Source organism: Bradyrhizobium sp. 199 (assembly GCF_023073355.1).
Classification (GTDB): domain Bacteria; phylum Pseudomonadota; class Alphaproteobacteria; order Rhizobiales; family Xanthobacteraceae; genus Bradyrhizobium.
Genome location: NZ_JADPJI010000008.1, coordinates 824,848 through 845,703, shown reverse-complemented (window position 1 = coordinate 845,703; position 20,856 = coordinate 824,848). Strand labels below are relative to the sequence as shown.

The 20,856-nt window shown below is 62.7% G+C and carries 26 protein-coding genes and 1 tRNA gene; 11 read left to right on the top strand and 16 right to left on the bottom strand.

Translation table 11 applies throughout. The annotated features are described in order from the left end of the window. The first annotated feature begins 25 nt into the window (after positions 1 to 25). On the top strand, positions 26 to 820 hold the full coding sequence (locus tag IVB28_RS26440; protein ID WP_247530071.1) for an adenylate/guanylate cyclase domain-containing protein: 795 nt from the start codon (positions 26 to 28) through the stop codon (positions 818 to 820). 189 nt (positions 821 to 1,009) lie between these two features. On the opposite strand, the gene IVB28_RS26435 is transcribed toward IVB28_RS26440, so the two are convergent. The 3 genes from IVB28_RS26435 to IVB28_RS26425 all read right to left on the bottom strand — a co-directional run bounded on the left by IVB28_RS26435 (position 1,010) and on the right by IVB28_RS26425 (position 2,072). Further along, the gene (locus IVB28_RS26435; RefSeq protein WP_247530069.1) at positions 1,010 to 1,303 is read right to left on the bottom strand and encodes a hypothetical protein; all 294 of its coding nucleotides are present in this window, start codon (positions 1,301 to 1,303) and stop codon (positions 1,010 to 1,012) included. Between the two features lie 246 nt (positions 1,304 to 1,549). Further along, a complete protein-coding gene (locus tag IVB28_RS26430; RefSeq protein WP_247530173.1) occupies positions 1,550 to 1,729 on the bottom strand; it encodes a hypothetical protein in 180 nt (59 codons plus the stop codon). Between the two features lie 136 nt (positions 1,730 to 1,865). Further along, positions 1,866 to 2,072: a hypothetical protein gene (locus tag IVB28_RS26425; protein WP_247530067.1), complete on the bottom strand. Its 207-nt coding sequence runs from the start codon at positions 2,070 to 2,072 to the stop codon at positions 1,866 to 1,868. Positions 2,073 to 2,266: 194 nt separating this feature from the next. Between IVB28_RS26425 and IVB28_RS26420 the strand changes: the two genes are divergently transcribed. Further along, complete coding sequence (locus tag IVB28_RS26420; RefSeq protein ID WP_247530066.1) at positions 2,267 to 2,779, top strand: hypothetical protein; 513 nt, start codon at positions 2,267 to 2,269, stop codon at positions 2,777 to 2,779. Between the two features lie 46 nt (positions 2,780 to 2,825). Here the strand turns inward: IVB28_RS26420 and IVB28_RS26415 are convergent, their stop codons facing one another. Continuing rightward, entirely contained in the window at positions 2,826 to 3,194 is a 369-nt protein-coding gene (locus IVB28_RS26415; RefSeq protein WP_247530065.1) for a rhodanese-like domain-containing protein, read from the bottom strand. A 176-nt stretch (positions 3,195 to 3,370) separates the two neighbouring features. After that, entirely contained in the window at positions 3,371 to 3,499 is a 129-nt protein-coding gene (locus IVB28_RS29445) for a hypothetical protein (protein ID WP_007600646.1), read from the bottom strand. A 415-nt stretch (positions 3,500 to 3,914) separates the two neighbouring features. Here IVB28_RS29445 and IVB28_RS26410 point away from each other — a divergent pair, with 415 nt between their 5' ends. The 5 genes from IVB28_RS26410 to IVB28_RS26390 all read left to right on the top strand — a co-directional run bounded on the left by IVB28_RS26410 (position 3,915) and on the right by IVB28_RS26390 (position 7,945). Then, the gene (locus tag IVB28_RS26410; RefSeq protein WP_247530064.1) at positions 3,915 to 4,790 is read left to right on the top strand and encodes an alpha/beta hydrolase; all 876 of its coding nucleotides are present in this window, start codon (positions 3,915 to 3,917) and stop codon (positions 4,788 to 4,790) included. A 62-nt stretch (positions 4,791 to 4,852) separates the two neighbouring features. Beyond that, a complete protein-coding gene (locus IVB28_RS26405) occupies positions 4,853 to 5,179 on the top strand; it encodes a hypothetical protein (RefSeq protein ID WP_247530063.1) in 327 nt (108 codons plus the stop codon). A 2-nt stretch (positions 5,180 to 5,181) separates the two neighbouring features. Next, positions 5,182 to 6,069 carry an EamA family transporter gene (locus IVB28_RS26400; RefSeq protein WP_247530062.1) on the top strand — a complete coding sequence of 296 codons (888 nt, stop codon included), beginning with the start codon at positions 5,182 to 5,184 and terminating at the stop codon, positions 6,067 to 6,069. Further along, positions 6,066 to 6,644, top strand: coding sequence for an ABATE domain-containing protein (locus IVB28_RS26395; protein WP_247530061.1), 579 nt, complete (start codon positions 6,066 to 6,068; stop codon positions 6,642 to 6,644). Before IVB28_RS26400 ends, IVB28_RS26395 begins: the two co-directional genes overlap by 4 nt. Positions 6,645 to 6,817: 173 nt before the next feature. Further along, positions 6,818 to 7,945 carry a GGDEF domain-containing protein gene (locus IVB28_RS26390; RefSeq protein ID WP_247530060.1) on the top strand — a complete coding sequence of 376 codons (1,128 nt, stop codon included), beginning with the start codon at positions 6,818 to 6,820 and terminating at the stop codon, positions 7,943 to 7,945. Between the two features lie 132 nt (positions 7,946 to 8,077). Here IVB28_RS26390 and IVB28_RS26385 read toward each other — a convergent pair whose 3' ends face one another. The 6 genes from IVB28_RS26385 to IVB28_RS26360 all read right to left on the bottom strand — a co-directional run bounded on the left by IVB28_RS26385 (position 8,078) and on the right by IVB28_RS26360 (position 12,824). Next, positions 8,078 to 8,341, bottom strand: a complete 264-nt coding sequence (locus IVB28_RS26385; protein ID WP_247530059.1) for a hypothetical protein — start codon at positions 8,339 to 8,341, stop codon at positions 8,078 to 8,080. A 160-nt stretch (positions 8,342 to 8,501) separates the two neighbouring features. Continuing rightward, entirely contained in the window at positions 8,502 to 9,365 is an 864-nt protein-coding gene (locus tag IVB28_RS26380) for a class I SAM-dependent methyltransferase (protein WP_247530057.1), read from the bottom strand. Between the two features lie 92 nt (positions 9,366 to 9,457). Then, positions 9,458 to 10,384 carry an NmrA family NAD(P)-binding protein gene (locus tag IVB28_RS26375; RefSeq protein WP_247530056.1) on the bottom strand — a complete coding sequence of 309 codons (927 nt, stop codon included), beginning with the start codon at positions 10,382 to 10,384 and terminating at the stop codon, positions 9,458 to 9,460. Between the two features lie 153 nt (positions 10,385 to 10,537). Next, positions 10,538 to 11,293 (bottom strand): alpha/beta fold hydrolase, encoded by a 756-nt coding sequence (locus IVB28_RS26370; protein WP_247530055.1) that lies wholly within the window; start codon positions 11,291 to 11,293, stop codon positions 10,538 to 10,540. Between the two features lie 150 nt (positions 11,294 to 11,443). Next, positions 11,444 to 11,923, bottom strand: coding sequence for an isoprenylcysteine carboxylmethyltransferase family protein (locus IVB28_RS26365; RefSeq protein WP_247530054.1), 480 nt, complete (start codon positions 11,921 to 11,923; stop codon positions 11,444 to 11,446). 4 nt (positions 11,924 to 11,927) lie between these two features. Beyond that, a complete protein-coding gene (locus IVB28_RS26360) occupies positions 11,928 to 12,824 on the bottom strand; it encodes an NAD(P)/FAD-dependent oxidoreductase (protein ID WP_247530053.1) in 897 nt (298 codons plus the stop codon). Between the two features lie 114 nt (positions 12,825 to 12,938). Here IVB28_RS26360 and IVB28_RS26355 point away from each other — a divergent pair, with 114 nt between their 5' ends. From IVB28_RS26355 to IVB28_RS26345, 3 genes are all read left to right on the top strand, one after another. Beyond that, positions 12,939 to 13,616: a TetR/AcrR family transcriptional regulator gene (locus IVB28_RS26355; RefSeq protein ID WP_247530052.1), complete on the top strand. Its 678-nt coding sequence runs from the start codon at positions 12,939 to 12,941 to the stop codon at positions 13,614 to 13,616. Positions 13,617 to 13,862: 246 nt separating this feature from the next. Continuing rightward, a complete protein-coding gene (locus tag IVB28_RS26350; RefSeq protein ID WP_247530051.1) occupies positions 13,863 to 14,804 on the top strand; it encodes a Ku protein in 942 nt (313 codons plus the stop codon). Continuing rightward, positions 14,801 to 15,136: a hypothetical protein gene (locus IVB28_RS26345; RefSeq protein WP_247530050.1), complete on the top strand. Its 336-nt coding sequence runs from the start codon at positions 14,801 to 14,803 to the stop codon at positions 15,134 to 15,136. Before IVB28_RS26350 ends, IVB28_RS26345 begins: the two co-directional genes overlap by 4 nt. Positions 15,137 to 15,180: 44 nt before the next feature. Here IVB28_RS26345 and IVB28_RS26340 read toward each other — a convergent pair whose 3' ends face one another. The 5 genes from IVB28_RS26340 to IVB28_RS26320 all read right to left on the bottom strand — a co-directional run bounded on the left by IVB28_RS26340 (position 15,181) and on the right by IVB28_RS26320 (position 19,721). Next, on the bottom strand, positions 15,181 to 15,450 hold the full coding sequence (locus IVB28_RS26340) for a hypothetical protein (protein WP_247530049.1): 270 nt from the start codon (positions 15,448 to 15,450) through the stop codon (positions 15,181 to 15,183). 465 nt (positions 15,451 to 15,915) lie between these two features. Continuing rightward, positions 15,916 to 17,415, bottom strand: coding sequence for a response regulator (locus tag IVB28_RS26335; RefSeq protein ID WP_247530047.1), 1,500 nt, complete (start codon positions 17,413 to 17,415; stop codon positions 15,916 to 15,918). 125 nt (positions 17,416 to 17,540) lie between these two features. Continuing rightward, the gene (locus IVB28_RS26330) at positions 17,541 to 18,017 is read right to left on the bottom strand and encodes a toll/interleukin-1 receptor domain-containing protein (RefSeq protein WP_247530046.1); all 477 of its coding nucleotides are present in this window, start codon (positions 18,015 to 18,017) and stop codon (positions 17,541 to 17,543) included. Positions 18,018 to 18,324: 307 nt separating this feature from the next. Further along, a tRNA-Ile gene (locus IVB28_RS26325) sits at positions 18,325 to 18,400 on the bottom strand. A gap of 346 nt (positions 18,401 to 18,746) precedes the next feature. Further along, positions 18,747 to 19,721, bottom strand: coding sequence for a tripartite tricarboxylate transporter substrate binding protein (locus IVB28_RS26320; protein ID WP_247530044.1), 975 nt, complete (start codon positions 19,719 to 19,721; stop codon positions 18,747 to 18,749). A gap of 106 nt (positions 19,722 to 19,827) precedes the next feature. Between IVB28_RS26320 and IVB28_RS26315 the strand changes: the two genes are divergently transcribed. Further along, positions 19,828 to 20,802: a TAXI family TRAP transporter solute-binding subunit gene (locus IVB28_RS26315; RefSeq protein WP_247530042.1), complete on the top strand. Its 975-nt coding sequence runs from the start codon at positions 19,828 to 19,830 to the stop codon at positions 20,800 to 20,802. Positions 20,803 to 20,856: the final 54 nt, after the last annotated feature.

The following is a 20,856-nucleotide window of genomic DNA, read 5'->3' as shown; positions in this document are numbered from 1 at the left end:
ACGTTCCTTCGATCGGCGCACGTACATGCCCAAATTCCTTCGCATCGGAGTCCATCAGTCGAACGTATCGGGGTACACGTCGAAGGCATGGTGTGTCAGGCGGGTTGGCTCGGCGGTCTTCCTGAAGTGGGGCGCCGTGGAAGTCCACGGCGCTGGCGACGGGCGAAGGGTCTATTGGACACGTCTGCCGCAGGAGAAGACGGTTCGCTGCGGCACGGTGCAGCGCGCTCAGGACTATGCCAAGGCCGCGATCGCCCGGCGGCGCAATCATCGCTATGAACCGCTGGCCGGACCGATCGCGCTCCAGCGCCGATCGGCCGAGCGCGGCGCCGAACTCAGGCAAGCGCTGGCCACGATCCTGATCGTGGACATCGTCGGCTCCACCGCAAAGGCCGCAAAGCTAGGCGATGCGCGTTGGACCAAAATCATGGGCCACTATTACGCCGCTGTGCGCAAGGAGCTGAAGAGTTCGCGCGGCAAGGAAGTCGTGACGACGGGCGACGGCATATTGGCGACCTTCAAGGCGCCGGCGGCCGGGATCGGCTGCGCGACCGCGATCCGCCAGGCGGTGCGCACGCTGGGGCTCGACATCAGGGTCGGGCTGCATGCGGGCGAATACAAGGTGAGCGGGGGCGAGATGGTCGGCCTCGCCTTCCACATCGGCACGCGCGTCGCCGCCAAAGCGCGTGCCGGCGAGGTCCTGGTCTCGAGCGCCGTCAAGGATCTGATGGCGCAATCAGAGATCCAGTTCAGGGATCACGGCGTGCATCAGCTCAAGGGCGTGCCGGCGCGATGGCGCCTGTTCCGGGTGGAGGATTGAGCGGGATCGGGGGAAGCGACACCGTGGATCCGCCTCGCTTGCGTGAACGGCGTCGCAGACAGCAAGCGCCTTTACGGTCCTTCGGTGCCCTAGCCTTCGGAGAGCTGGGACAACCTTGATGGGCTTCTTCGCGCGGCTGCTGGGCGAGCGAAACGGGCAGCCCGCCCCGATGCCGTGTTCCGCTTGATCCTACTTGCGGTTCGCTCCCGTGGAGCCGGAGCCCGGCATGGCCTGCTGGCCTCCTTGCGTCTGCCGCGGGTCGTTATTGCCCGGCTGCGCGGTCGTGGATCTTGCCGGTGCGCTTGCGCCGCCGCCATTGTTATCCGACGACGTGTTGAGGCTGGACGCACCCGCTCCCGTCGTCCCACCGGTGCCCGTCGAATTGATGCTCGATCCGGTTCTGGAGGCGCCCGCGCCGCCTTGGGCGAACGCGGAAGCTTGCGCGAGAGCCGCAATGAGGGCTGCGAGAACAATGGTTTTCATGTCCGCTCCTATGTCTGGGGTCAGGCGGCCTCGGCGCTGGTCAGGGGGCGGACTTCGAGCCGAGGCCGCCATTGCCGGAATTGTAAAACCCCGGTGCAGCCTAATTCCCGGCAACACTGCTCCGTTCCTCTTGCCAGGCATTACGCCGGCAGGACGTTCCGGAAAAGTGCGCAGTGCTTCTCCGACAGATCCTGCTTGAACGATAACCTGAAGCGCGGCGAGGATTCACCCCTATCGCATCGCACCTCACGCCGACCAGCGATCCTGCTCCTCCTGATGAGCATGCTCGTTGAGCCGTTCGGCCATTTGCTCCGCAATCTGCTCCGACTCGGCCGAGGCCACTGGCTCGCCCTTGTGAGTCTTGAGCTTGTCCTTGTCGGCTTCGATCGGGAAGTCGTCAGGTGTCAGTCCGGCATCCTTGCCGATATCCTTGCCGATGTCCTTGCCGCGATCCTTGTCCATGGCGCGCCTCGCTGTGTCTCCATCGGGAAAAACACGCGCGAAGGCTGATTGTTGCAATGAAGATGAAGCTTGATCGGCAGGCCCAAGCCGGCATGCCGGCTTAAGCCCCGCCAATCGCCTTGACGACGGTGCCGCTCCCGCCGCAGGTGGCGCAGGGCGCTCCGTCGATCCGCCCTTTGCCGTTACAATCGGGACAGACATCCTCACCGGTGCCGGTCGTCCCACGCGGGGCGTCATCACCGGGATTGAGCGTTGGCTGCGCGACGGACTTTGCGTCTTGCGCGTTGGAAGCTTTGGTCTTGGTCATCTGCACCTCCTCGAAAGGACCGCAACGCGCGTTGTCCAGGGAAGTGCCAATAGCAGAAGCCGCCCAGCACTGATCCGAAGATCGATGGTCAAGGCACCGCCTTTTTATTTTGGAACCGCATTGCATGTTTTTCCCGACCCCGGAACAGGTACGGGATTTGCGCGTTCGTTCGGTGAAATCCTGGAGACGCGGTCATGCCATCGAACGGAAGCATTTTTTTCGCCGGCGTCGGAACCACCTTCCTGATCCTGGGCGTGGGTTTCGGCAGCGGGCTGATGATGGCGAATTCCGCTCTGAAGGATGTGGGCCGCACCGAGTCGAGAGCGTCCGCGGAAGCGCCGTCGCCTCTTCGCGTGGTCTTGCCGTCTTCAGCCGAGGCGGCCGAGCCGAAGGCGCCGCCGCAACAACAGGCCGCATCCGGTCCGGCGGCTGCTACACCAGCCCCGATCCGCACGGAAAGGGAGACACAGGCCTCGCCTGACAAGCGGCAAGCGTCGGCCGACAAGGTAGAGAAAGCCGACACAGGGAAGGCCGAGGCCGACCAACGCGACCGCCGCAAGCGCGCCGCGGAACGGAAGGCACGGCGGCTCGCTGCGGCAAGGCGCAACTCGCTGCCGCAAGTGGAGCAGCGCGCCGAAGCGCCGGTGATGGCCTTCGGCGGCGACGAGTCCCGGCAGGGCGGCGCCGTCAGTTTGTTCGGCAACTGATTGACCGGGCGAGTTGTTGCTTGAGGGAACTATCGGCGGGAGATGCCTATTTCTCGACCGGCCCGGTCCAGTCCTTGAAGCCGCCGACATTGTAGACCTTGTCGTAGCCCATATCCTTCAGCAGCTTGCCGGCCAGCGCCGACCTGCCGCCGGACGCGCAATAGAGGATCACGGCCTTGCTCCTGTCGAACGCCTTGTCGTGATAGGGCGATTCCGGATCCGCGCGAAACTCCAGCATCCCCCGCGAGACATGCACGGCGCCCGCGATCTTGCCGCTGGCCGCGACCTCCGGCGCATCGCGAACGTCGACGACCAGCGTGTTGCCGCTTTTGATCATCTCGGCGGCCTGTTCCGACGTGATCTTGGGGACCGCCGTGTTGGCGGCTTCTAGCATTTGCTTGACGCTGATTGGCATGGGTAGTCTCCGGTGTTGCTCCCGGGGAGGATAGCACGTTGGCCGCGCTTCTCCTTCTCCACTCGGAGGAGAATGGGAGGCAAGAAGGTCGCTCCGTCGCACATCAGGGCCGGCTTGTGGGAAGTGCGCAGCTGGTTGCCGAGCCACCGCATGCGACAGCGGTCATGAGTGCAACGTCACCGCACGCCCGTACCCTTACAGCGCTGGCACTTCACGACCTTGTCGCCCTTCTTGAGCAAGCCTTTGCCCTCGCAATTCTTGCATTTCTGTTTCTTCTTGATGTTCGGGCCTTTTTCACTGGTCATGAAGCTCTCCTGGCGCCAGACGGCGGTCTCGCGTGGGTGCTCGGCGGAACAGCGGAGCGGTGCGACGTAAGCCCTACACTGATGCCGGCTTTGGCACCACCAGCACCGGCACGCTTCCGTTTACCAGCACATTGGATGTCGGGCTTTCCCGGAAACAGCTTCGTCCATTGCAGAAGCTCCGCAGCCCGGGCTGATCTGCTCCGATATCGCTCGAGCATCGTCGAGCACTTTGCCTGCACGATCCTTGGCTGCGTCGAAGCTATCGTTCTCTTCGGGGGTGGGAATTACGCGAGCACTTGAGGCGTGCAGTCCAGCACTGTCCCGAGAGATCCCTGAACCATCGCCTCAACCTCGTGCACCCGGAACGTACACCGGCTAAATGCGTTTAGGTGGTGTAGCACGATGGGAGCCCCGAATGGCGAATGGACCAGCGCACCGGCGCCTGGACTTGAATGGCGCGTCGATCTTCTATCGCGAAGCGGGACCCGCCGAGGCGCCTGTCCTGCTTCTACCGCACGGCTATCCCTGTTCCTCGTTCCAGTTCCGCCGCCTGATGCCCGCGCTTTCGGACCGGTGGCGGACAGTCGCGTTCGACTGGCCCGGTTTCGGGTACAGCGACACGCCTGACCCGTCGGTGTTCGCCTACGATTTCGATGGCTATGCAGACGTCCTGAGCCGGGTCGCCGATGCGCTCGGCCTCGGACGTTACGCCTTGTGGCTGCACGATTACGGCTCCCAGATCGGGCTGAGACACGCGATCGCCCACCCGGAGCGGATCGCTGCGTTCATTATCCAGAACGGCGACATCTATGAGGATGCGCTGGGCCCGAAATACGCAACGATCAAGGCCTGGTGGGCGGACAAGACGCCCAGCAAGCACCGCCCCCTTGAGGAGGCCGTGAGCGAGGAGGGGTTCCGCGCCGAGTTCATCGGCGAAGTGGCGGACGAGGTCGCGGCCCGGGTGCCGCCAGACCTCTGGAAGCTTCATTGGCCGCTCATGGACACGCCTGTCCGCCGGCAGGTCTCCGTCGGGCTGATGGAGAAACTGGAACAGAACCTCGGCTGGTTCGCGCGCTACCAGGCGTACTTGCGTGAACATCGTCCACCCACGCTCGTCGTATGGGGGCCGCACGACGGATACATGCCAGCCGATGCCGCCCGCGCCTATCGCCGCGACTTGCCGGATGCCGATCTGCACCTGCTCGACGGTGCCGGCCACTGGCTGCTCGAGACGCATTTCGATGAGGCGCTCCCGCTGGTCCGCGCCTTCCTGGCGCGTGTCCATGCCTGATCGTCACACCGCGCTGCTTTCGCCGCGCTCATGTCGATGCCTGTCCACAGGAGGAAGCAAAAATGGCGACCAAGCCTTCCATTGCGCGCATCTGGCGCGGGCGTACCCGGCCGGACGTCGCTGACAGATACGAGCAATATTTGCGGGCCGAAGGTATTCCGCCGCTGGAGAAGACGGCGCTCGGCGTCCAGCTGCTGCGCGAGGACCGCGACGAGGAGACGTGGTTCACGACCATCTCTTATTGGTCCGATATGCAGGCGATGACTGCCTTCACCGGGGGCGAGCCGACCAAGGTGCATCACCTCGAGCGCGATCCCGAACTCCTGATCGAACTCCCCAAAAGGGTGGAGATCCACCGCATCCTGATCGATCAGCAGGATCTGCGCTGAGCATGGTGCGCAACGTCGTCCTCTTCACCGTAATGTCGTTGATCTGGGGGCTGACTTGGGCCGCCATCAAGATCGGGCTCAGCGATTTGCCGCCGCTGCTGCTGGCTGCGGCGCGATACCTGTTGGCGGCCGCACTGCTGGCGATCGCAGTGCGTGGAGCCGGCGCCGCATTCACCGAAGGGCGCGCCAGGCGAACGGTCGTTTCAGCACTGCTGGTCAACACCGGCACTTACGGCTTGCTGTTCTGGGGAATGCAGCACGTGCCGTCGGGGCTGTCGGGGCTCGTCAATCTGACCCTGATTCCGGTCCTGCTGTTTGGTCTCGCCGCACTGACGGGCGAGGAGCGGCCGACATGGCGTCATGCGGTCGTACTCGCGATCGGTTGTGTCGGTCTCGTCGGGCTATTCTGGGCGCGGCTTGGCGCTGAGCGCGGTGCGAGCGGCGTCGGGCTCGGGGCAATCGTGATTGCGACCGTCAGCTATTGCGTCGGCAGCGTGGTCGCGCGCCCGTTGATCGGTCCGGTCAAGCCTCTGGCCCTGACCATGGTGCAGGCGGCGATCGGCGGCGCCGCGCTGCTCGGCCTTTCGCTGGCGCTGGAACCGATATCGAGAGACACGCTCGACGCTTTCCTCACCCCAGCGGCAATCGGCAGCCTGTTGTTCCTGTTGCTGCTCGGGACGATTGTCGCTTACACGATCTATCTCGTGCTGCTGCGTGAATGGGGTACGATGCGCGCAGGTCTCTATGCCTTTGTTTCGCCGATCATCGCGCTCGGCACCGGGGCCTGGTTGTTCGGCGAGACGATCGGTGCGGTCGAGATAGCCGGTGCTGCCCTCATGCTGGCGGCGGCCGCAATGGCGCTCCGGCCTTTGAAGGATCATCCCGCGTGAACGGTTTGCGCAGCATCGCCCATGGTCCGGTTCCTGGACCGCTTCACCGCATCGCGGGGAATCTGGCGCTCGACTTCGCCAACACGATCAGCTGGCGAGGCACGGACCACGAGGTCGATCACTTGCGCGACGCTGACGGAATTCTGGCGTGGGCGAAGCATGCCGGACTCGTAGGAGTCGATTTTTCGCTTCCCACAAGGCAGCGGGCGCTGCTGGTCGACCAGGGTCGGAGCCTGCGCACCGCGATCGACGAAGTGGGCGCTGCGATCGCGGCCGGCGCGGAACCGGCCGCGCAGGGGCTGGCCGTGATCCACGATCTTGCGGCCCGCACTTTCATGGCTGCATCCCTGACTGGCGCGCCAGCCCGCATCGCGTTCACACACGCCGATCAGATCATTGGCCCGCTTGCATGGGCCGCGGTCGACCTGCTGCGCGGTGACGAGCTCGGCCGATTGAAACGATGCCCACAGCACGACTGCCACTGGCTGTTCATCGATCGCACCAAAAACAGATCCCGCCGCTGGTGCGAGATGGCCACCTGCGGAAACCGGGCGAAGACGCGGTCGCGCCGATAAGGCGACTGCTATTTCGGCAAGGATTCGGCACCCATTACCACCCGAAGCTGCCGAGTCTCGATGCAGGACCGTTTTTCAACTGCTTTGGTGCCTTAGGCATCTGGTAACCAAACGTAGCATTCTGAATTTTAACGCCTTTACGGTTTCCTGAGGGGAGATCGGGATAACTTGGTATGGCGCAATCTGCATTCCAGTTGGCAACCGTCGAACCTCGGGCAGAGGTCAAGGACGGAGTTAAAAAGCGCGCCCGCTTGCGGCGGCAGATGTACCTCGCGCAGATGGTCAGCTTCATCCTGGATGCTGCTATCCTGTTTCTCTACTCGCTCAGCGGCACCATACCGGGTTCGGCTTCAGCCTGGTACCTCGCGGCGGGAGTTGGTTGGACAGCGATAACGTTGATCCTTTCGGAATGGCACTTCAACGACCGCTTCCGGGATCACTACCTCACGGTACCGCAAAGCCTCGGAAGCATAGGCATTCAAATCGCGGCGATCTACTTCATCCCTGAAGTCGGGTTCTATTTCGCCTGCATCATCTTCGTGGTGCTCGGATTTGGGGCGCTACGAATGTCCGCCCGGCAGACCGGGGTTGTTTGGGCTTATGCTGCGATTGGACTCACGTCCGTCTTTACGCTGACCAGTCAGGCCATCGCCATGCCGATGGAGACGTTTGCAGAACGGCATTTGGCTTTGCTGTGCTTTGTCACGGCTCTTGGCAGATGCGCCTTCACCGGTCTTTATGGCGCCTCGCTCCGCGAAGCACTTTACAGGCGCGGCAATGAACTCAAGCTCGCGCACGCCAAGATCGAGGAGCTTGCACAAATCGATGAGCTGACCGGAGTACTGAACCGACGTTACGTCATGCGCGCATTGAATGACGAAATGGCGCGGGCGCAGCGTGCAGCTACGCCGTGCTCGGTGGCCATTTTGGACATAGACTTCTTCAAGCGCATCAATGACGGGTATGGTCATCCAACCGGAGACGAGGTGCTGCGAGGCTTTGCAATCACCCTTGCTGCCAACATTCGTTCAATCGACAGGCTTGGAAGATACGGCGGTGAGGAGTTTCTTGTCGTCATGCCGGGGAGTTCAAAGGACCAGGCCGTTTCGGCAATGGACCGCTTGCGGCAGGTCATTTCAGAACTGGATTGGAACTCGATCTCAAATGACTTGAGGGTGACCTTCTCGGCGGGCATAGAGCAGGTTCGTCCCAATGATGCCCCAGAGGACATTTTGGCGCGCGCTGACGCTGCATTGTACAAGGCGAAGGATGCAGGCCGCAATCGCATCATGGCCGGCTGATCGGGCGGCTGACGCAAGCGTAATTCTAAACCAATTATTGGTTAAATCTAGCAGGCGCAAAAATGCCTCGGCCTCCTCAGGGTCGTTGATATTCGCAAGCTTCGGATCACCCGTCTCATCTCCGTGCAGGCCTTAGTCAATCATCGACCAGCATTCAAACGGCGCCAAGAACCGCTCAATAGCATTCACCGCGCCGGCAAATGCATTTCGGCTGTTGCTGGCAGCTCGGCCAATGCCATGCTGACACCCGGTGTCGAGGAGTGATCGTTTCCTGCGGCCATCCCGTCGACGCCTGAGTTTGATCGAAGCCACAACGGACAGGCCGTCGAAAATAGTAGATGCCGTGACGTGACACAGCAGATAGGAGGAACAAACAGGACGCAGCGAAATGTCCATCCGCGGGCATCCCGGAGCCAAGGCTTCGATTACCTTGACCGTTTGGCCCACCAACTAACTCTCTACTCTCCGAGACCGCCGGCGAATGCGCCCTCATCTCCCGCTGACCGGCCCAAGACGCCGTCTCCACCGAGGGGGGCGTCTGCCCTGCTAATCGCTATCAGCTTGCGGGATTGCGCGCCGTGACGATCCACGTCGCGCTGTCGATCGTCACCGACCGCTCGCCGGGGCGGCCCGCGAAAGCGGCACGAACCGCGGCCGAGGCGCGGGCGCGGATGTCGTCGGGCTGATCAGCGATCGCGCGCGACAGCGGGCCGACCTCGAACGTCATCTTCACCGCGTCGTCGATCGCCGCGTTCCGCGTCGCGCCCTCGCCAAACGGGACGGAAGCATCGAAGGGTGCGATAGCGATATCGGTGAAGCCGGCCGCCGTCAGGATGCGAGCCATCCGCCCCGGTTCGCCGAACGAGAATGGACCGGGTGCTTCGGGATCGGGCGGCGCCGTCGGCGGGACGATGCCTTTGATCGCGTCCATTGGCAGGCGCACCCAATCGTTCTCGGCCGCGCCACGCCAGCAGACGAAAGCGACCCGACCGCCCGGCCGGAGCGCCCGGCGCATATGGGCGAACGCCCTTGTCGGATCGTCGAAGAACATCACCCCGAAACGCGAGAACAGGATGTCGAACACGCCCTCGGGCAGCTCGGCGCTGCTGGCGTCGGCCACCCGGAACAGGACCGGCATATCCTGTGGCGCAAGCGCGCGCGCTCGGCGGATCAGCGGTTCGGATATGTCCACGCCCAGCACCTGGCCCCCGGCGCCGACGCGGGCGGCCAGAGCCAGACTCGACGCGCCCGCGCCGCAGCCGACGTCCAGCACGCGCTCGCCCGTCGCGGGCGCGGCGGCTTCGATCGCGGCCTGGCCGAACACCTCAAGCCTGGCATCGAGCCGGGCCTGGTGGGCGACCCAGCGCTCCCCGCTTTGGCCATTCCAGTCGGCGACCTGATCGGCATTGTGCTGCGCCATGACATATCTTGTTCTGGCCCGGTCACTGGGCGCGGTGGCGACCGCCGGGGACTTCCGAGACGAGGCAGTTCATCCGGCCTATAAGCGAAAGCTTACGGCTTGCGCGCGTCTGCCTTCTGAAAGTCGTCCTGATGCGCGCGCACGAAGTCCTCGATCGACATCGGCGACACACCGGTCAGCAGGTTCACATCGTCCGAGGATCGGTCGTATCGGCCGTCCCGGTGCAGCAGTGCCATCGACTCCAAGTGTGCGACCACGTGTGCGGATGCGCCAATGGATCGCAGGATCTCCAGCCACGGTTCCAACGGAATGTTCATGTAGGTGATTGGACGCCCCAAGACTCTTGTGAAATCTTCGGCGACCTCGCGGAGAGTCTCCGCGCGGGGACCGGTCAGCTCGTAAACCTTGCCAAGGTGAGACTCGGGATTCGCCAACACCTCCGTCACGCACCGCGCAACATCGTGGGCGGCGATCGGCGACGTCTTTCCCTCTCCGAAGGGCAACATCAGCGCGTCCTGAGCGGTGACCGTCGGAACGGCAAACCGCCAGAAGAACGCGTCCATGAAGGCGGTGGGACGCATCGTGACCACCGGCAAGCCGCTCCACCGCAAGACCTGCTCGGCCAGCCAGTGCTGCTTGTGCTGCGGGCTGCGCGCGGTCTCGCGGATGCTCATGTCCGACACCGTCATCTGCGACATGTTGACGAATGCTTCGACGCCATGGTGCCGGGCAACGGCCGCCACGTTCGTCGTAGCCTCGAGATACCTCTCGTTGACCGACATGCTGAAGTACAGGCGCTTGCAGCCATCCACGGCGCGGTGCACCGCGTCAAGGTCGAACAAATCTCCGACGATCACCTCGGTACCAAGTGCCCTCAGCGATTCCGCCCGGCCGTCATCCTGGCGGACCATGGCGCGCACCTTCAGCCCGCGCTCCAGCAGAGACTTCGTCACGCTCGGTCCGATCGCTCCAACTTGGCCAGCGGCACCGGTAACAAGGATGGGATGGGAGTGTTTCATGTCAAGGTTTCCTTCAGATCGGTACCGGCGCTTCCGCCGGTGACGAGAATGGTGTGACCGAACAACTTTACCGGCGACTCCTGGAATTGGTGTTGAATTGGTTGACGGGGCTGGCCATCGCATCTCGGCTGTGCCGTTTCTGCTCGGCGCGATTCACGACGCCGCCATGTCGGCGTGAATCGCCTCGACGACCGCGGCGGGGTGGGTCAGCGGGATCATGTGTGCGGCCCCGGGGACAACGACCGTGCGGGCGTCGAACGCTCCCGCGAGCAGACGGCTCACCGACCGCGGAGCGGCCGACGTTCGCTCGCCGACGAGCACCGAGGTTGGCACCGCGGGCGAGGTGAGCTCGGCGAGCGTGGTCCGATCGGCTGCGCTGGCGGTCATCTCGAGCCGCAGCCGCGGTGCGAGCCCCGCAACCAGCGCACGCCCCTTCTCGCCCAGCGCGTTCCAGGCGCCGGCGCCGCTCCAGTGCTCCACCAACAGGCAGGCGGCCGCACCGTGATCCGGCAGCGCGCGCATGAACCGATCGCAGAGGGTCTGCACCTCGCGCAGGGCGTCTTCCTCCCCGGGCACGCGCAGCACGCTGACGACCACAGGATCGACCAACGTGAGCCGCGCCACGCGAGCCCCCACAGCCAGCCGCAGGTGAAGTCCGAAAAATGTCCCGATCGAGTGGGTGACGAGGTGGAACGCGCCGACGCCCTGCATGTCGAGCCAGCCGCGCAGGTGGGCCACCTCGTCTTTTGGCTGCCACCCCTCGCTCGGTGTCGGCGACCGTCCGTAGCCGAGCATGTCGGGTGCCAACACCCTGGCGCCGTGCGCCTCAAGACCCTTGCGGACCGCGGCCCACGAATGGGAGCCGGTGGCGGAGCCATGGAGGAGCACAATGGGAAGGTCGTCGGTCATCGGAGATCCTGAATTCGGAGTGGCGCCGGGTGTACTGTGGGGTGAGCCTGCCAGTCGGTTTTCCGTGACACCGGCCCGCAACTTTCAGAATACGGCAAGGAAGCCGGTGCTGGTTATCGGCAGGCCCCGCAGGCGGCCATGGCGGAATAGTCAGAGCCAGCGGCGAACCTCGGCCTTGTAGCGGCGGTAGTCGTCGCCGAACTTCGTTTCGAGATAGCGCTCCTCGCGGGCGATCACCTGCGTCTGGATCGCGATCAGCACCCATGGGAGCAAGGCGAAGGCGATCGGCCCGTCGAAGCCGATCGCAAGGCCGGCATAGATCAGCGCCATGCCGAGATACATGGGATTGCGGGTCCACCGATAAGGGCCGGTCGTTGCGATGAGGGTCGTCGGCTGCGACGGCGGAACGTTGGTGCCCAGCCGCCGGAACAGCCCCGCCGCGGCAAGCATCATCGCCGCGCCGGCAACGAACAGCAGCGCGCCCGTCGCGGCCAGCAACCGCCAGTCGATACTGAAAGAGCGCAGGGTGACGAACCGCTCCGCCGCCAGCCCTAACAGCAGCGCTCCCAGATAGACGAAGGGCGGAGGGAAGCGCACACCCGCGCTGTCCGGTTCGACGGCTGTGCTCATCTCCTCAAACCAGCATCGACTGCTGGGCGAAGATACCCGCCATCGCGCCGTGCGATGATGCCAGGGTGACCGATGGCGGCGTAAGGGGGTTGGCGAGGTCGCCGGCGGCGTAGACGCCGGGCATGCTGGTTTCGCGGCGCTCGTCGACCTTGAGGATGATGCCGAGGGGCGTATCGATCGTGGCGAGGCCTAGTGATTCATGCAGGCTCGCGGACGGCTTGTTGCGCGGATGCGCGAACAGGATGTCGACCGGGACATCGGGGCCGATATCGAGCTTGACGGTGGCGTTATGGCCCCCGTGATGGGCGATCTCGATGATCCGGCCATCGACGACAGGTGTGTTGCGGCGCGCCAGATCGGCCCGGATATCGGGCGGAATGTCATGACCATTGGCGAAGACCGTCAACCTGTCGGTCCAATCGTGAAACAGCCTGACCTGATTGTGCGACTGCCGGCCGGACCAGACGAGACCCCAATGCTGGCCGGCGACTTCAAAGCCGTCGCAATAGGGGCAGGGCACGATGGAGGTGCCCCAGCCTTCGGCGAAGCCCGGAACATCAGGCATCTGGTCGGTGACGCCATAGCTCAGGATCAGGCGACGCGCCCCAAGGCTTTCGCCATTGGAAGTGAGGACGTTGAAATCGTCGATGGCGCCGGAGACGCTGTCGGCCCGGGCACTGACCAGCTTGATCGTGGGATAACGCGCCAGCTGCTGCCGCGCCTCGGCCAGAATGTCCAGCGGTGGCTTGTGATCGTGGCCGAGCAGGCCATGCGAGTGGCCGGCGAAGCGGTTGCGCGGCAGGCCGGTATCGAGAACGGTGACCTTGCGGCGGGCACGGCCGAGCTGCAGGGCGCCAGCGAGGCCGGCAAAGCTGCCGCCGATGATGATGACGTCATCCATTGTGATGGGCTCCGTTGGAGGACAGGTTGAAACCCACCCATTGGCTTGCACATTTCGGATACTATGTGGTATCGTAATGCAAGAGTTAGAATACTGTCAAGTACTGGAATTGTGGTGACCGAAAAAAGCCAGGGCCGGCGCGGCCGGCCCGCCAACGAGGCGCTTGGCCAAACGATCCTTGACGCCGCGCGCGAACTCTTTGAGGAATTGGGTTTTCAAGCGACCACATTGGACAAGGTCGCCCAGCGGGCGAAGATATCCAAGCTCAGCATCTACAGGCACTTCGAGAACAAGGAGGCGCTGTTCAGCGCGGCCATCGCGGCCGGCTGCCATCAGTTTACACAGGGCCTTTTTGAAGGCGTCGATGGTTCGGCCGAAGATCAGCTCATGGCGGTGGGATCATCCCTGCTTCGCACGCTGTTGAGATCAGACGTCCGCAATGTCGAAGCCATGATCATGGCCGACACGACGAATCAAAAGTCGTTAAGCAAGCTCCATTACGAAGCCCGCCCCGCGCACGTCATCGCCCAAATCGAGGCCCTGTTGCGTCAGTTGCACGCGAAGGCGCTTCTGAATGTGCCCGATCCTATCCGGTCCGCCCGCTTGTTTGCCGCGCTTTTCAAAGGATCCGATCTCCTGATGATCGCACGCTTCGATCAGGCGAGAGCAGAGGACGACACCGAAATCGAATCCTATTGCCGGTCGGCCGTCGCCATGTTCATCGCCGCGCACGGTGGCAACGGCGACGCGGTTGGAGATTTGCCTGCCGCAAGGTCAAAAGACAAAAATTGAATCGTGGGTGACTGCTGGGAGTTCGTGGTGCTGGCTTGCTGAGCCGAAGCTCGCGAAGCGAGCGAAGGCTGTTGGGCCCGGCAGGACTCGAACCTGTAACTGGACCGGTATGAGCGGCAGGTGCACCCAGGTGGGAAGGTAAACGCCCGAATTCGGAGGGTTGCACTTTTATCCACATGCCATGTCGGAACCCAGGCCGGCCGTTCGTCTTGAATCCGAGCCGCCTCGAACCGGAGTTCTGCGTAAATGGCCCCCCGCGCCAATTGGAAAGGCTTCCTGAGACTGTCCCTCGTCACCTGTCCCGTGGCGCTCTATCCGGCAACGTCCGAGAGCGAGAAGATCTCGTTCAACCAGCTCAACCGGCAGACCGGCCACCGCGTCAAATATCTGAAGGTGGACGCCGAGACCGGCGATGAGGTGCCGAACGAGGACATCGTCAAGGGCTATGAGCTGGACAAGGGCCAGTACATCGAGGTGTCCAAGGAAGAGCTCGAGGAGATCGCGCTGGAGTCCACGCGCACCATCGAGATCGACGAGTTCGTCGGCAGGTCGGACATCGACCCGCGCTATTTGATCCGCCCCTACTACATCCGGCCGGACGGCAAGGTCGGCCACGACGCTTTCGCGGTGATCCGCGAGACCATCCGCGAGATGGACAAGGTCGCGATCGGGCGGGTGGTGCTGACCAACCGCGAGCACATCATCGCGCTGGAGCCGATGGACAAGGGCCTCGTCGGCACGCTTCTGCGCTACCCCTACGAGGTGCGCAGCGAGCAGGAGTATTTCGACGATATCCAGGACGTGAAGGTCACCAAGGACATGCTCGATCTCGCCCGGCACATCGTCAACCAGAAGGCCGGGCGTTTCGAGCCCGAAAAGTTCGAGGACCATTACGAGACCGCGCTGATCGAGCTGATCAACGAAAAGCGGGCAGGAAAGGTCATCCAGCCGAAGGAGCGGCCGAAGGGCGAGAACGTCGTCGACCTCATGGAGGCGCTGCGGCGGAGTGTCGGCAAGGAAGCCGGGAAGCAGGCTGCCCCTGTCAAGGCAGACAAACCGGCGAAGAAGCCGAAGAAGGCGGCGGCCGGCCAGAAGGAGATGCTGATGCCGATCGCCGGCAAGAAGGCGGCCGCCAAGGAGACGTCCGCGAAGAAGCAGGCCTCAGGAGCGCGGCGAAAATCGGCATGAAGCATCCGGTGACGCCGGACGGACGCTACTTCGTCGTCCGCGGGCGCCTCTGGCGAATGGCGAGCCCCGATCTTGCGGAAGACGAGCGCGCAAGTCTGGTGAAGCGGCTGATGGCGGCAAGGCGCGCCGTCCGCGACGCCAAGGCGTCCGCCGATCTCGAGTCCGAAGCGGCAGCCCATCGAGCGGTCGACGAAGCGAAGCGCGCACTCGGCGAGCGCGGTCCCGTGTGGTGGCGCGACGGCGCTCCCGACCTCAACCGGCACATGGCGAAGAACACGCCCTACGCCGATTGGTACGCCGAGGTCCGGCGCAACGGCGCCGCCGAGGACTAGCCGTCGAACGGAAGCCGGCGGTTCGGATGGCGATCAGTGCCGCTTCAGCAATCTCCGTCCCGGCATTCCGGACACGTGTCTCCGATCGAATCGAGGACGTCGCGGATTTCCGCGGTCGCCTCATCGGGAGAAACGCCGGCCGGCGGATCCTGACGGGCGAATTCGATGGCGCGTGCCAGGGCGTGAGGATCGGCCCGGTCCTTCGCCCAACCATGTTCTTCGCATTCGTGGATTGCGCCGACCTCCTGCAGCACGCTGAGCGCCCATCCGCGCAGCGTGCGGACCGCTGGCCGTCTTTCCCTGGTCATCAGCATCGAGATCGCTCCTTGCCCGGACGAATCCGCGCCGCCCATGCTCGTTCCCGGCGCTTAGCACGGGGCAGGGATTCGAAAACGGCAGGGCCGGGCTTGTCCACGTGTTCCGGAGGGCTGTGGAGAATGCGAGTGGGGGCGGAGCTTTTTCAAGCCGCGGGTGGCGATGCACGCAGTTCGCGCGGATTGGCATTAATGCATTGTGACCCTAAGCCCATCAGGTCGCAACCCTGGATCTAGCCGATCGATAATCGCAGTTGCCGGGTGCGCATTCGGAACATGCAGTAGTTCTGCGGGCGTGCCGATCTGCTCGACCTCGCACACGCTTCATCGAGCACCTTGTGCGCGGGCCTTGCAGGCTGCGCCGGAACGTCGATCTCGTCCTGCGATTGCGCCCCCTGCCTCAATCTTATCGACGCTAGGCTGCGCAAGCAACTGAATGCACGGTTACCGGATCACCCGGCTTCTCTACGTCGGGGCTATCGCCTTCCGGCTAAAGAAGAGTGCTGCGCTAATGTAGAATAGCAGAGCGGTCCTATCGTATGGTTTGCTTACTAAGAAAGCCGGTTCGGGCCGGCGGCCGGTAAGAAACCTCTCCGGGTAAGCGGTAATGAACACCACCGGCACGCTTTGCCATTGTAGAATCTCATTCACCGCAGAAAGTCCTGAGCTTCCGTCTGCGAGCTGAATGTCGGCTGTGATCAAGCCCACAGGGCGAGTTCGGCCCAATGCTACTGCTTGGTCCGCTGTCTTCGCGACGCCAACAACCGTGTGCCCTATCATTTCCAATGATGAACAGATGTCCCGGGCGGCTGCTTCGTCATCCTCGATTACCAAAACATCCGTTCGAAGGAGTTGCCCCAACAGAACTCCTGTCGCATCAATGAATGCCCTAACCTTTGCTTCTGAGAGACGTAGAATGCTGCCAGCTTCTCTCGCCGAAAAACCCTCCATGGCGGTAAGAAGAAACACTTGTCTAGCTTCTGTCGGAAGGCTGGCTACGTAGCGGGAGGCCGGCCTATCGTTGGATTTGGGTAACATGCCTCCCGCTATGCGCAGAATTTCATCGAAGAGAAATGTATTATCGATCGTTCCGTCGCTTTTCTTAAAGTTCATAGAACTGCTGACAGCGCGACCTAGCGCAGTGGCGACGATTCTATCGGCGTCTTCCAAACTGCCCGCTAGCGCAAACGCAAACCGTCGCAGCCGCATCGCATGTTGTTGCAGAGTCGTTGGCTTATCAACAGTCGAATCAACAGGTGTGATCGACTCAACTATCGGGCTCTCGGTTGAGTTGACGCGGCGCTTATTCGTCAGAAGGCGACGAGTAACGGCACCAACTCCTCTGGCCGCCTTTCGCACTGTCTTCGATACTTTATTCGCTTGATCAAGTCCCCAACCTACTAGCCGCGCTCCCCATGACTTCACGGTAGCTAGAAAATCCCCAGTGAGATCGGCCATGACCTCAACTGCGCGTGCTAACGCAGCAAGGTCGACACCTTTGTTGCCGACCAAAAGCTGTAATCGCGCCAGATTCAATTCGGCTCGCATCGAATCAAGGTAGAAGGTCAGCAGCGCTTGTTGCTGCGGAAATCCTTGTTGATTCTCATCAGCCAATTCCAAAGCACTCAAAGCATGATCAACATTATCCAAGCGCTCCAACAATCTTGGCACGAATGGATCGATTTCCGCCGTCGTTACTTCAAGTCGAGGCTCTTCAATGGATTTTTGCTGGCGTGGCCGTGCCCCAACCTGTTCTGCACTGGCAATAGCTTCGCTGAGCTCCGCAATAAGCAGCCCCTTAATGTTTCGAAGAGCGTTAAGAGATGTGGTTCTTCCAAGCTCCGGATCCACGTTGTCTGTACGAAAAGAAAGAGCTGCGGCCAATAAGCTCGCGAGGTCATCTGCAATAGAAGGTTTAGGAAACGGGCGATGTGAACCGATTGTAGACTGCGCTGTATTCAGCATCAGCTCCGCTCGTGTCCGCAAGGCTGGGTCGTTAACGGAAGACAGCATCGTTTGAAAATGTGCCAGCTCCTCTGTCACGCGTGTTAAGCTCGCCTGCAGAGTTTCTAGACGTGCCCATCCGGGAGTCATTTCTGTCCCCAATTGATGTGGTGGGCGGTTAATCCAAAATAACTGGAAATTGCAGATGTTATTTGATCGCGTGCAGAATCGAAGCCGTGATCATTCGGCCGCCAATCCATGATCGGTCGAACATGTCCTTCCGCGACCGGAACAGCCTGGAGGGCGCTTGCGATTATCTGCCACATGCACCTGCGCAAAACGACAGGGAGGACTAGCGCCCCTGTTGCCCGCCTCGAGTTTATGGCCGGTATCTCACGATCGAAGATATAATCTGAAGCAATAAAGCCCGGACTAATAAGAAGGACGAAGACATCCGAGCACGCGATCGCACGTGCGATTTGTTCGTCCCAGTAATAACCTGCAGCGATCCGGCGATCTGCCCAAAGTTGAAAGGAGAAGGCGCGTTCAATCGCTCGGGCGTGCGTCCTAAATTGCTCCATTAGCTGGTAGTCAACGTGCGAATACGAGATAAAGCCGTTCATGAGGACTGCAGCCAACCAAAGGTAGAAGGCACTATAGACGACTCGCTAATGGAACGCGACTGGCCTTAGAGCTGGCTTTTTCCGTCGCCTCCGAGAGAGATTTGCCGGCAGCGGTTGCTGCTCGGGACGAACCAGGTGCTTCCCAAGTGCGTGAGTTGGAGATTCAGGTCATCAGCTGCCGGTGTATGCTCAACAAGTCCTGCAGCCCGCCTTCGCCCTTCGAGCTTCGGCGACGCAGCTTTGCTCACGTCGCAACGATAGAATTCGGTTGGCTTGCGGAGCCGAAGCTCGCGAAGCGAGCGAAGGCTGGTGGGCCCGGCAGGACTCGAACCTGCAACCAGACCGTTATGAGCGGCCGGCTCTAACCATTGAGCTACAGGCCCCGCCGCGAGACGGCGGCTTTGGCAGCGGCCGGCAACGGTGCGCGGTTCGTTTACAGGGACCGAGGCGGGGGTGCAATGCCGGCTCTGGCGGAGGGGAACGCCGGCGCCTCATCGTCGATCATTTTCGAATACCCGAAATCAGCGATGATGATTGTCTAACCCTGTTTTGCCCGACGAAGTAGACCGCCTTGCGGAGGACCCGGTTTTCGGGGTCCTGTAACCCATTGAAATAACTGGCCTCGTCTACTGTGCATGGGGTTGTTTTCGGCTTTTGAAGAGAGAGAGCCCTCCCGGGCCCCCTCCGATGCGCTGCCGACGAGTCGCAAGCTCGCCGCATGGCCATTCCCTAGTCCACCGAGACGCCCGCGAACTCCACCACCTTCTTCCACTTCTCGGTCTCGTCGGTGACCAGCTTGCCGAACTCGGCCGGCGTCATCGGCTTGGGGATGCCGCCGATCTCGGCGAGCTTGGCCACCAGCTTCGGATCCTTCAGCGCTTCGCCGACGGCCTTGTTGAGGATCTCGACCACCTCGCCCGGCGTGCCCTTCGGCGCGGAGATGCCGTAGAAGCCGACCGACTCGAAGCCCGGCACGGTCTCGGCGATCGCGGGCACGTCGGGCACGATCGGCCAGCGCTGCGGCGAGGTCACGCCCAGCGCGCGGACATTGCCGCCCTTGGCCTGCTCCAGCGCGGAGGGCAGATTGTCGAAGATCAGCTGCACCTTGTTGGAGATGATGTCGGGGAAGGCGATCGCAGAACCCCGATAGGGCACGTGAACCATGTCGCACTTGGTCATCACCTTGAACAGCTCCGCCGACATGTGCACCGAGGTGCCGTTGCCCGACGAGGCAAAGGAGATCTTTCCGGGATTGGCCTTGCAGTAGTCGATGAACTCCTGGACCGTCTTCGCGGGGAACGCGTTGGAGACGACCAGCATGTTGGTGAGCTGCATGATGCTCGCGACCGGCACGGTATCGCGCAAAAAGTCGAACGGCAGCTTCTTGTAGAGCGAGGTCGAGATCGCGTTGTTGGGCGCGACGAACAACAGCGTGTAGCCGTCCGGCGGCGAACTGATCGCGGCCGCGGCGGCGATGTTGCCACCGGAACCGGTGCGGTTCTCGACGATGAACTGCTGGCCGAGCCGGTCCGACAGCCACTGCGCCATGATCCGCGCTACAATGTCGACCGGGCCGCCGGCGGAAAAGCCGATCAGCCAATGCACGGGGCGGTCGGGATAGGCGGCGCAGGCGGGAGGCGCGGCGCTGAACAGACCCAAGAGGATTGCGAGCCCGAAAACACCGCACCGCAAATTTCGCAACATGACGTCTCCCATTGTTCTATTGTCGTTTAAGGCATGCTCTCACAAAATCGGGCTGCTGCCTACATCGTCGCAAGTCGGTGTTGACGCAGGTCCGTCAGGGACGTCCATGAGATCAGCGATCATCCTCATCAGCGCGGCGCTGCTCTTCAGCCCCGCCGCTGCGCAAACCGGAGGCACGGCCATTTCGACCAATACGATCAGCCAGACAATCAGCCTCGGCACCGCGACACCCGGCGGCGGTTTCCCGCTCTATGGCAACGCTTTCGCGGAGGTGATGAACGCGGCCGATCCGCAAATCTCCATCGCGCCCCGCAACACCAAGGGCAGCAACGAGAACATTCCGCTGCTCGAGAAGGGCGATCTCGATCTCGCGCTGGTCGCGGGCGAGCCGGCCTATGAGGCCTTCGCCGGCATCGGCCGCGCACCGGTGCGGCTGAAGATCCTCACCGCGATCTATTCCAATCCCGGCATGTTCGTGGTGCGCGCGGACAGTCCCTACAAGACCATCCGCGATCTCGTCGGACAGCCGGTGGCATTCGGCGCCAAGGGCTCGGGCCTGCCGATCCTCGCGCGCTACGTGCTGGACGGACTCGGGTTGAAGCAGGACGAGGACTTCAGGGCTGTCTATCTCGACCGCGCCGGCGATGGCCCCGCGATGGTCGAGGACGGCCGCGTCTCGGCGCTGTGGGGCGCCGGCATCGGCTGGCCCGGCTTCGCCGCGCTCGCATCGAGCGCCTCAGGCGCGCGCTTCATCGCGCCCAGCGCGGAGGAGATCACGCGCATCCGTGCCAAGCACGCGTTCCTCAAGCCGCTGACGGTGCCGGCCGGCTCCTATCCGAACCAGGCCGAGCCGATCGCCTCGCTCGGCTCCTGGAGCTTTGTGCTGACGCGCGAAGACTTGCCCGACGATGTCGCCTATCGCCTGGCGAAGACGCTGCACGGTGTCGAGGCGAATTTCTGCAAGAAGCTGGCTCAAGCGTGCGAGACCACGGCCGCGAACACGGTCGCGGCCGCGCCGAGGCCGGAGCTGATCCACCCCGGTGTGATGAAGTATTTTCGCGAGATCGGCGTGGTGAAGTAGCTTTCTTCCTTCCTTCTCCCCTTGCGGGAGAAGGTGGGGCGAAGCGCCGGATGA

Bases quoted from the DNA above. Each gene is read 5' to 3' on its own strand.
- IVB28_RS26440 (WP_247530071.1), top strand. From the start codon at position 26: ATGCCCAAATTCCTTCGCATCGGAGTCCATCAGTCGAACGTATCGGGG.
- IVB28_RS26435 (WP_247530069.1), bottom strand. From the start codon at position 1,303: ATGAAAACCATTGTTCTCGCAGCCCTCATTGCGGCTCTCGCGCAAGCT.
- IVB28_RS26425 (WP_247530067.1), bottom strand. From the start codon at position 2,072: ATGACCAAGACCAAAGCTTCCAACGCGCAAGACGCAAAGTCCGTCGCG.
- IVB28_RS26420 (WP_247530066.1), top strand. From the start codon at position 2,267: ATGCCATCGAACGGAAGCATTTTTTTCGCCGGCGTCGGAACCACCTTC.
- IVB28_RS26415 (WP_247530065.1), bottom strand. From the start codon at position 3,194: ATGCCAATCAGCGTCAAGCAAATGCTAGAAGCCGCCAACACGGCGGTC.
- IVB28_RS29445 (WP_007600646.1), bottom strand. From the start codon at position 3,499: ATGACCAGTGAAAAAGGCCCGAACATCAAGAAGAAACAGAAATGCAAG.
- IVB28_RS26410 (WP_247530064.1), top strand. From the start codon at position 3,915: ATGGCGAATGGACCAGCGCACCGGCGCCTGGACTTGAATGGCGCGTCG.
- IVB28_RS26405 (WP_247530063.1), top strand. From the start codon at position 4,853: ATGGCGACCAAGCCTTCCATTGCGCGCATCTGGCGCGGGCGTACCCGG.
- IVB28_RS26400 (WP_247530062.1), top strand. From the start codon at position 5,182: ATGGTGCGCAACGTCGTCCTCTTCACCGTAATGTCGTTGATCTGGGGG.
- IVB28_RS26390 (WP_247530060.1), top strand. From the start codon at position 6,818: ATGGCGCAATCTGCATTCCAGTTGGCAACCGTCGAACCTCGGGCAGAG.
- IVB28_RS26385 (WP_247530059.1), bottom strand. From the start codon at position 8,341: ATGGACATTTCGCTGCGTCCTGTTTGTTCCTCCTATCTGCTGTGTCAC.
- IVB28_RS26380 (WP_247530057.1), bottom strand. From the start codon at position 9,365: ATGGCGCAGCACAATGCCGATCAGGTCGCCGACTGGAATGGCCAAAGC.
- IVB28_RS26375 (WP_247530056.1), bottom strand. From the start codon at position 10,384: ATGAAACACTCCCATCCCATCCTTGTTACCGGTGCCGCTGGCCAAGTT.
- IVB28_RS26370 (WP_247530055.1), bottom strand. From the start codon at position 11,293: ATGACCGACGACCTTCCCATTGTGCTCCTCCATGGCTCCGCCACCGGC.
- IVB28_RS26365 (WP_247530054.1), bottom strand. From the start codon at position 11,923: ATGAGCACAGCCGTCGAACCGGACAGCGCGGGTGTGCGCTTCCCTCCG.
- IVB28_RS26360 (WP_247530053.1), bottom strand. From the start codon at position 12,824: ATGGATGACGTCATCATCATCGGCGGCAGCTTTGCCGGCCTCGCTGGC.
- IVB28_RS26350 (WP_247530051.1), top strand. From the start codon at position 13,863: ATGGCCCCCCGCGCCAATTGGAAAGGCTTCCTGAGACTGTCCCTCGTC.
- IVB28_RS26345 (WP_247530050.1), top strand. From the start codon at position 14,801: ATGAAGCATCCGGTGACGCCGGACGGACGCTACTTCGTCGTCCGCGGG.
- IVB28_RS26340 (WP_247530049.1), bottom strand. From the start codon at position 15,450: ATGCTGATGACCAGGGAAAGACGGCCAGCGGTCCGCACGCTGCGCGGA.
- IVB28_RS26335 (WP_247530047.1), bottom strand. From the start codon at position 17,415: ATGCTGAATACAGCGCAGTCTACAATCGGTTCACATCGCCCGTTTCCT.
- IVB28_RS26330 (WP_247530046.1), bottom strand. From the start codon at position 18,017: ATGAACGGCTTTATCTCGTATTCGCACGTTGACTACCAGCTAATGGAG.
- IVB28_RS26320 (WP_247530044.1), bottom strand. From the start codon at position 19,721: ATGTTGCGAAATTTGCGGTGCGGTGTTTTCGGGCTCGCAATCCTCTTG.
- IVB28_RS26315 (WP_247530042.1), top strand. From the start codon at position 19,828: ATGAGATCAGCGATCATCCTCATCAGCGCGGCGCTGCTCTTCAGCCCC.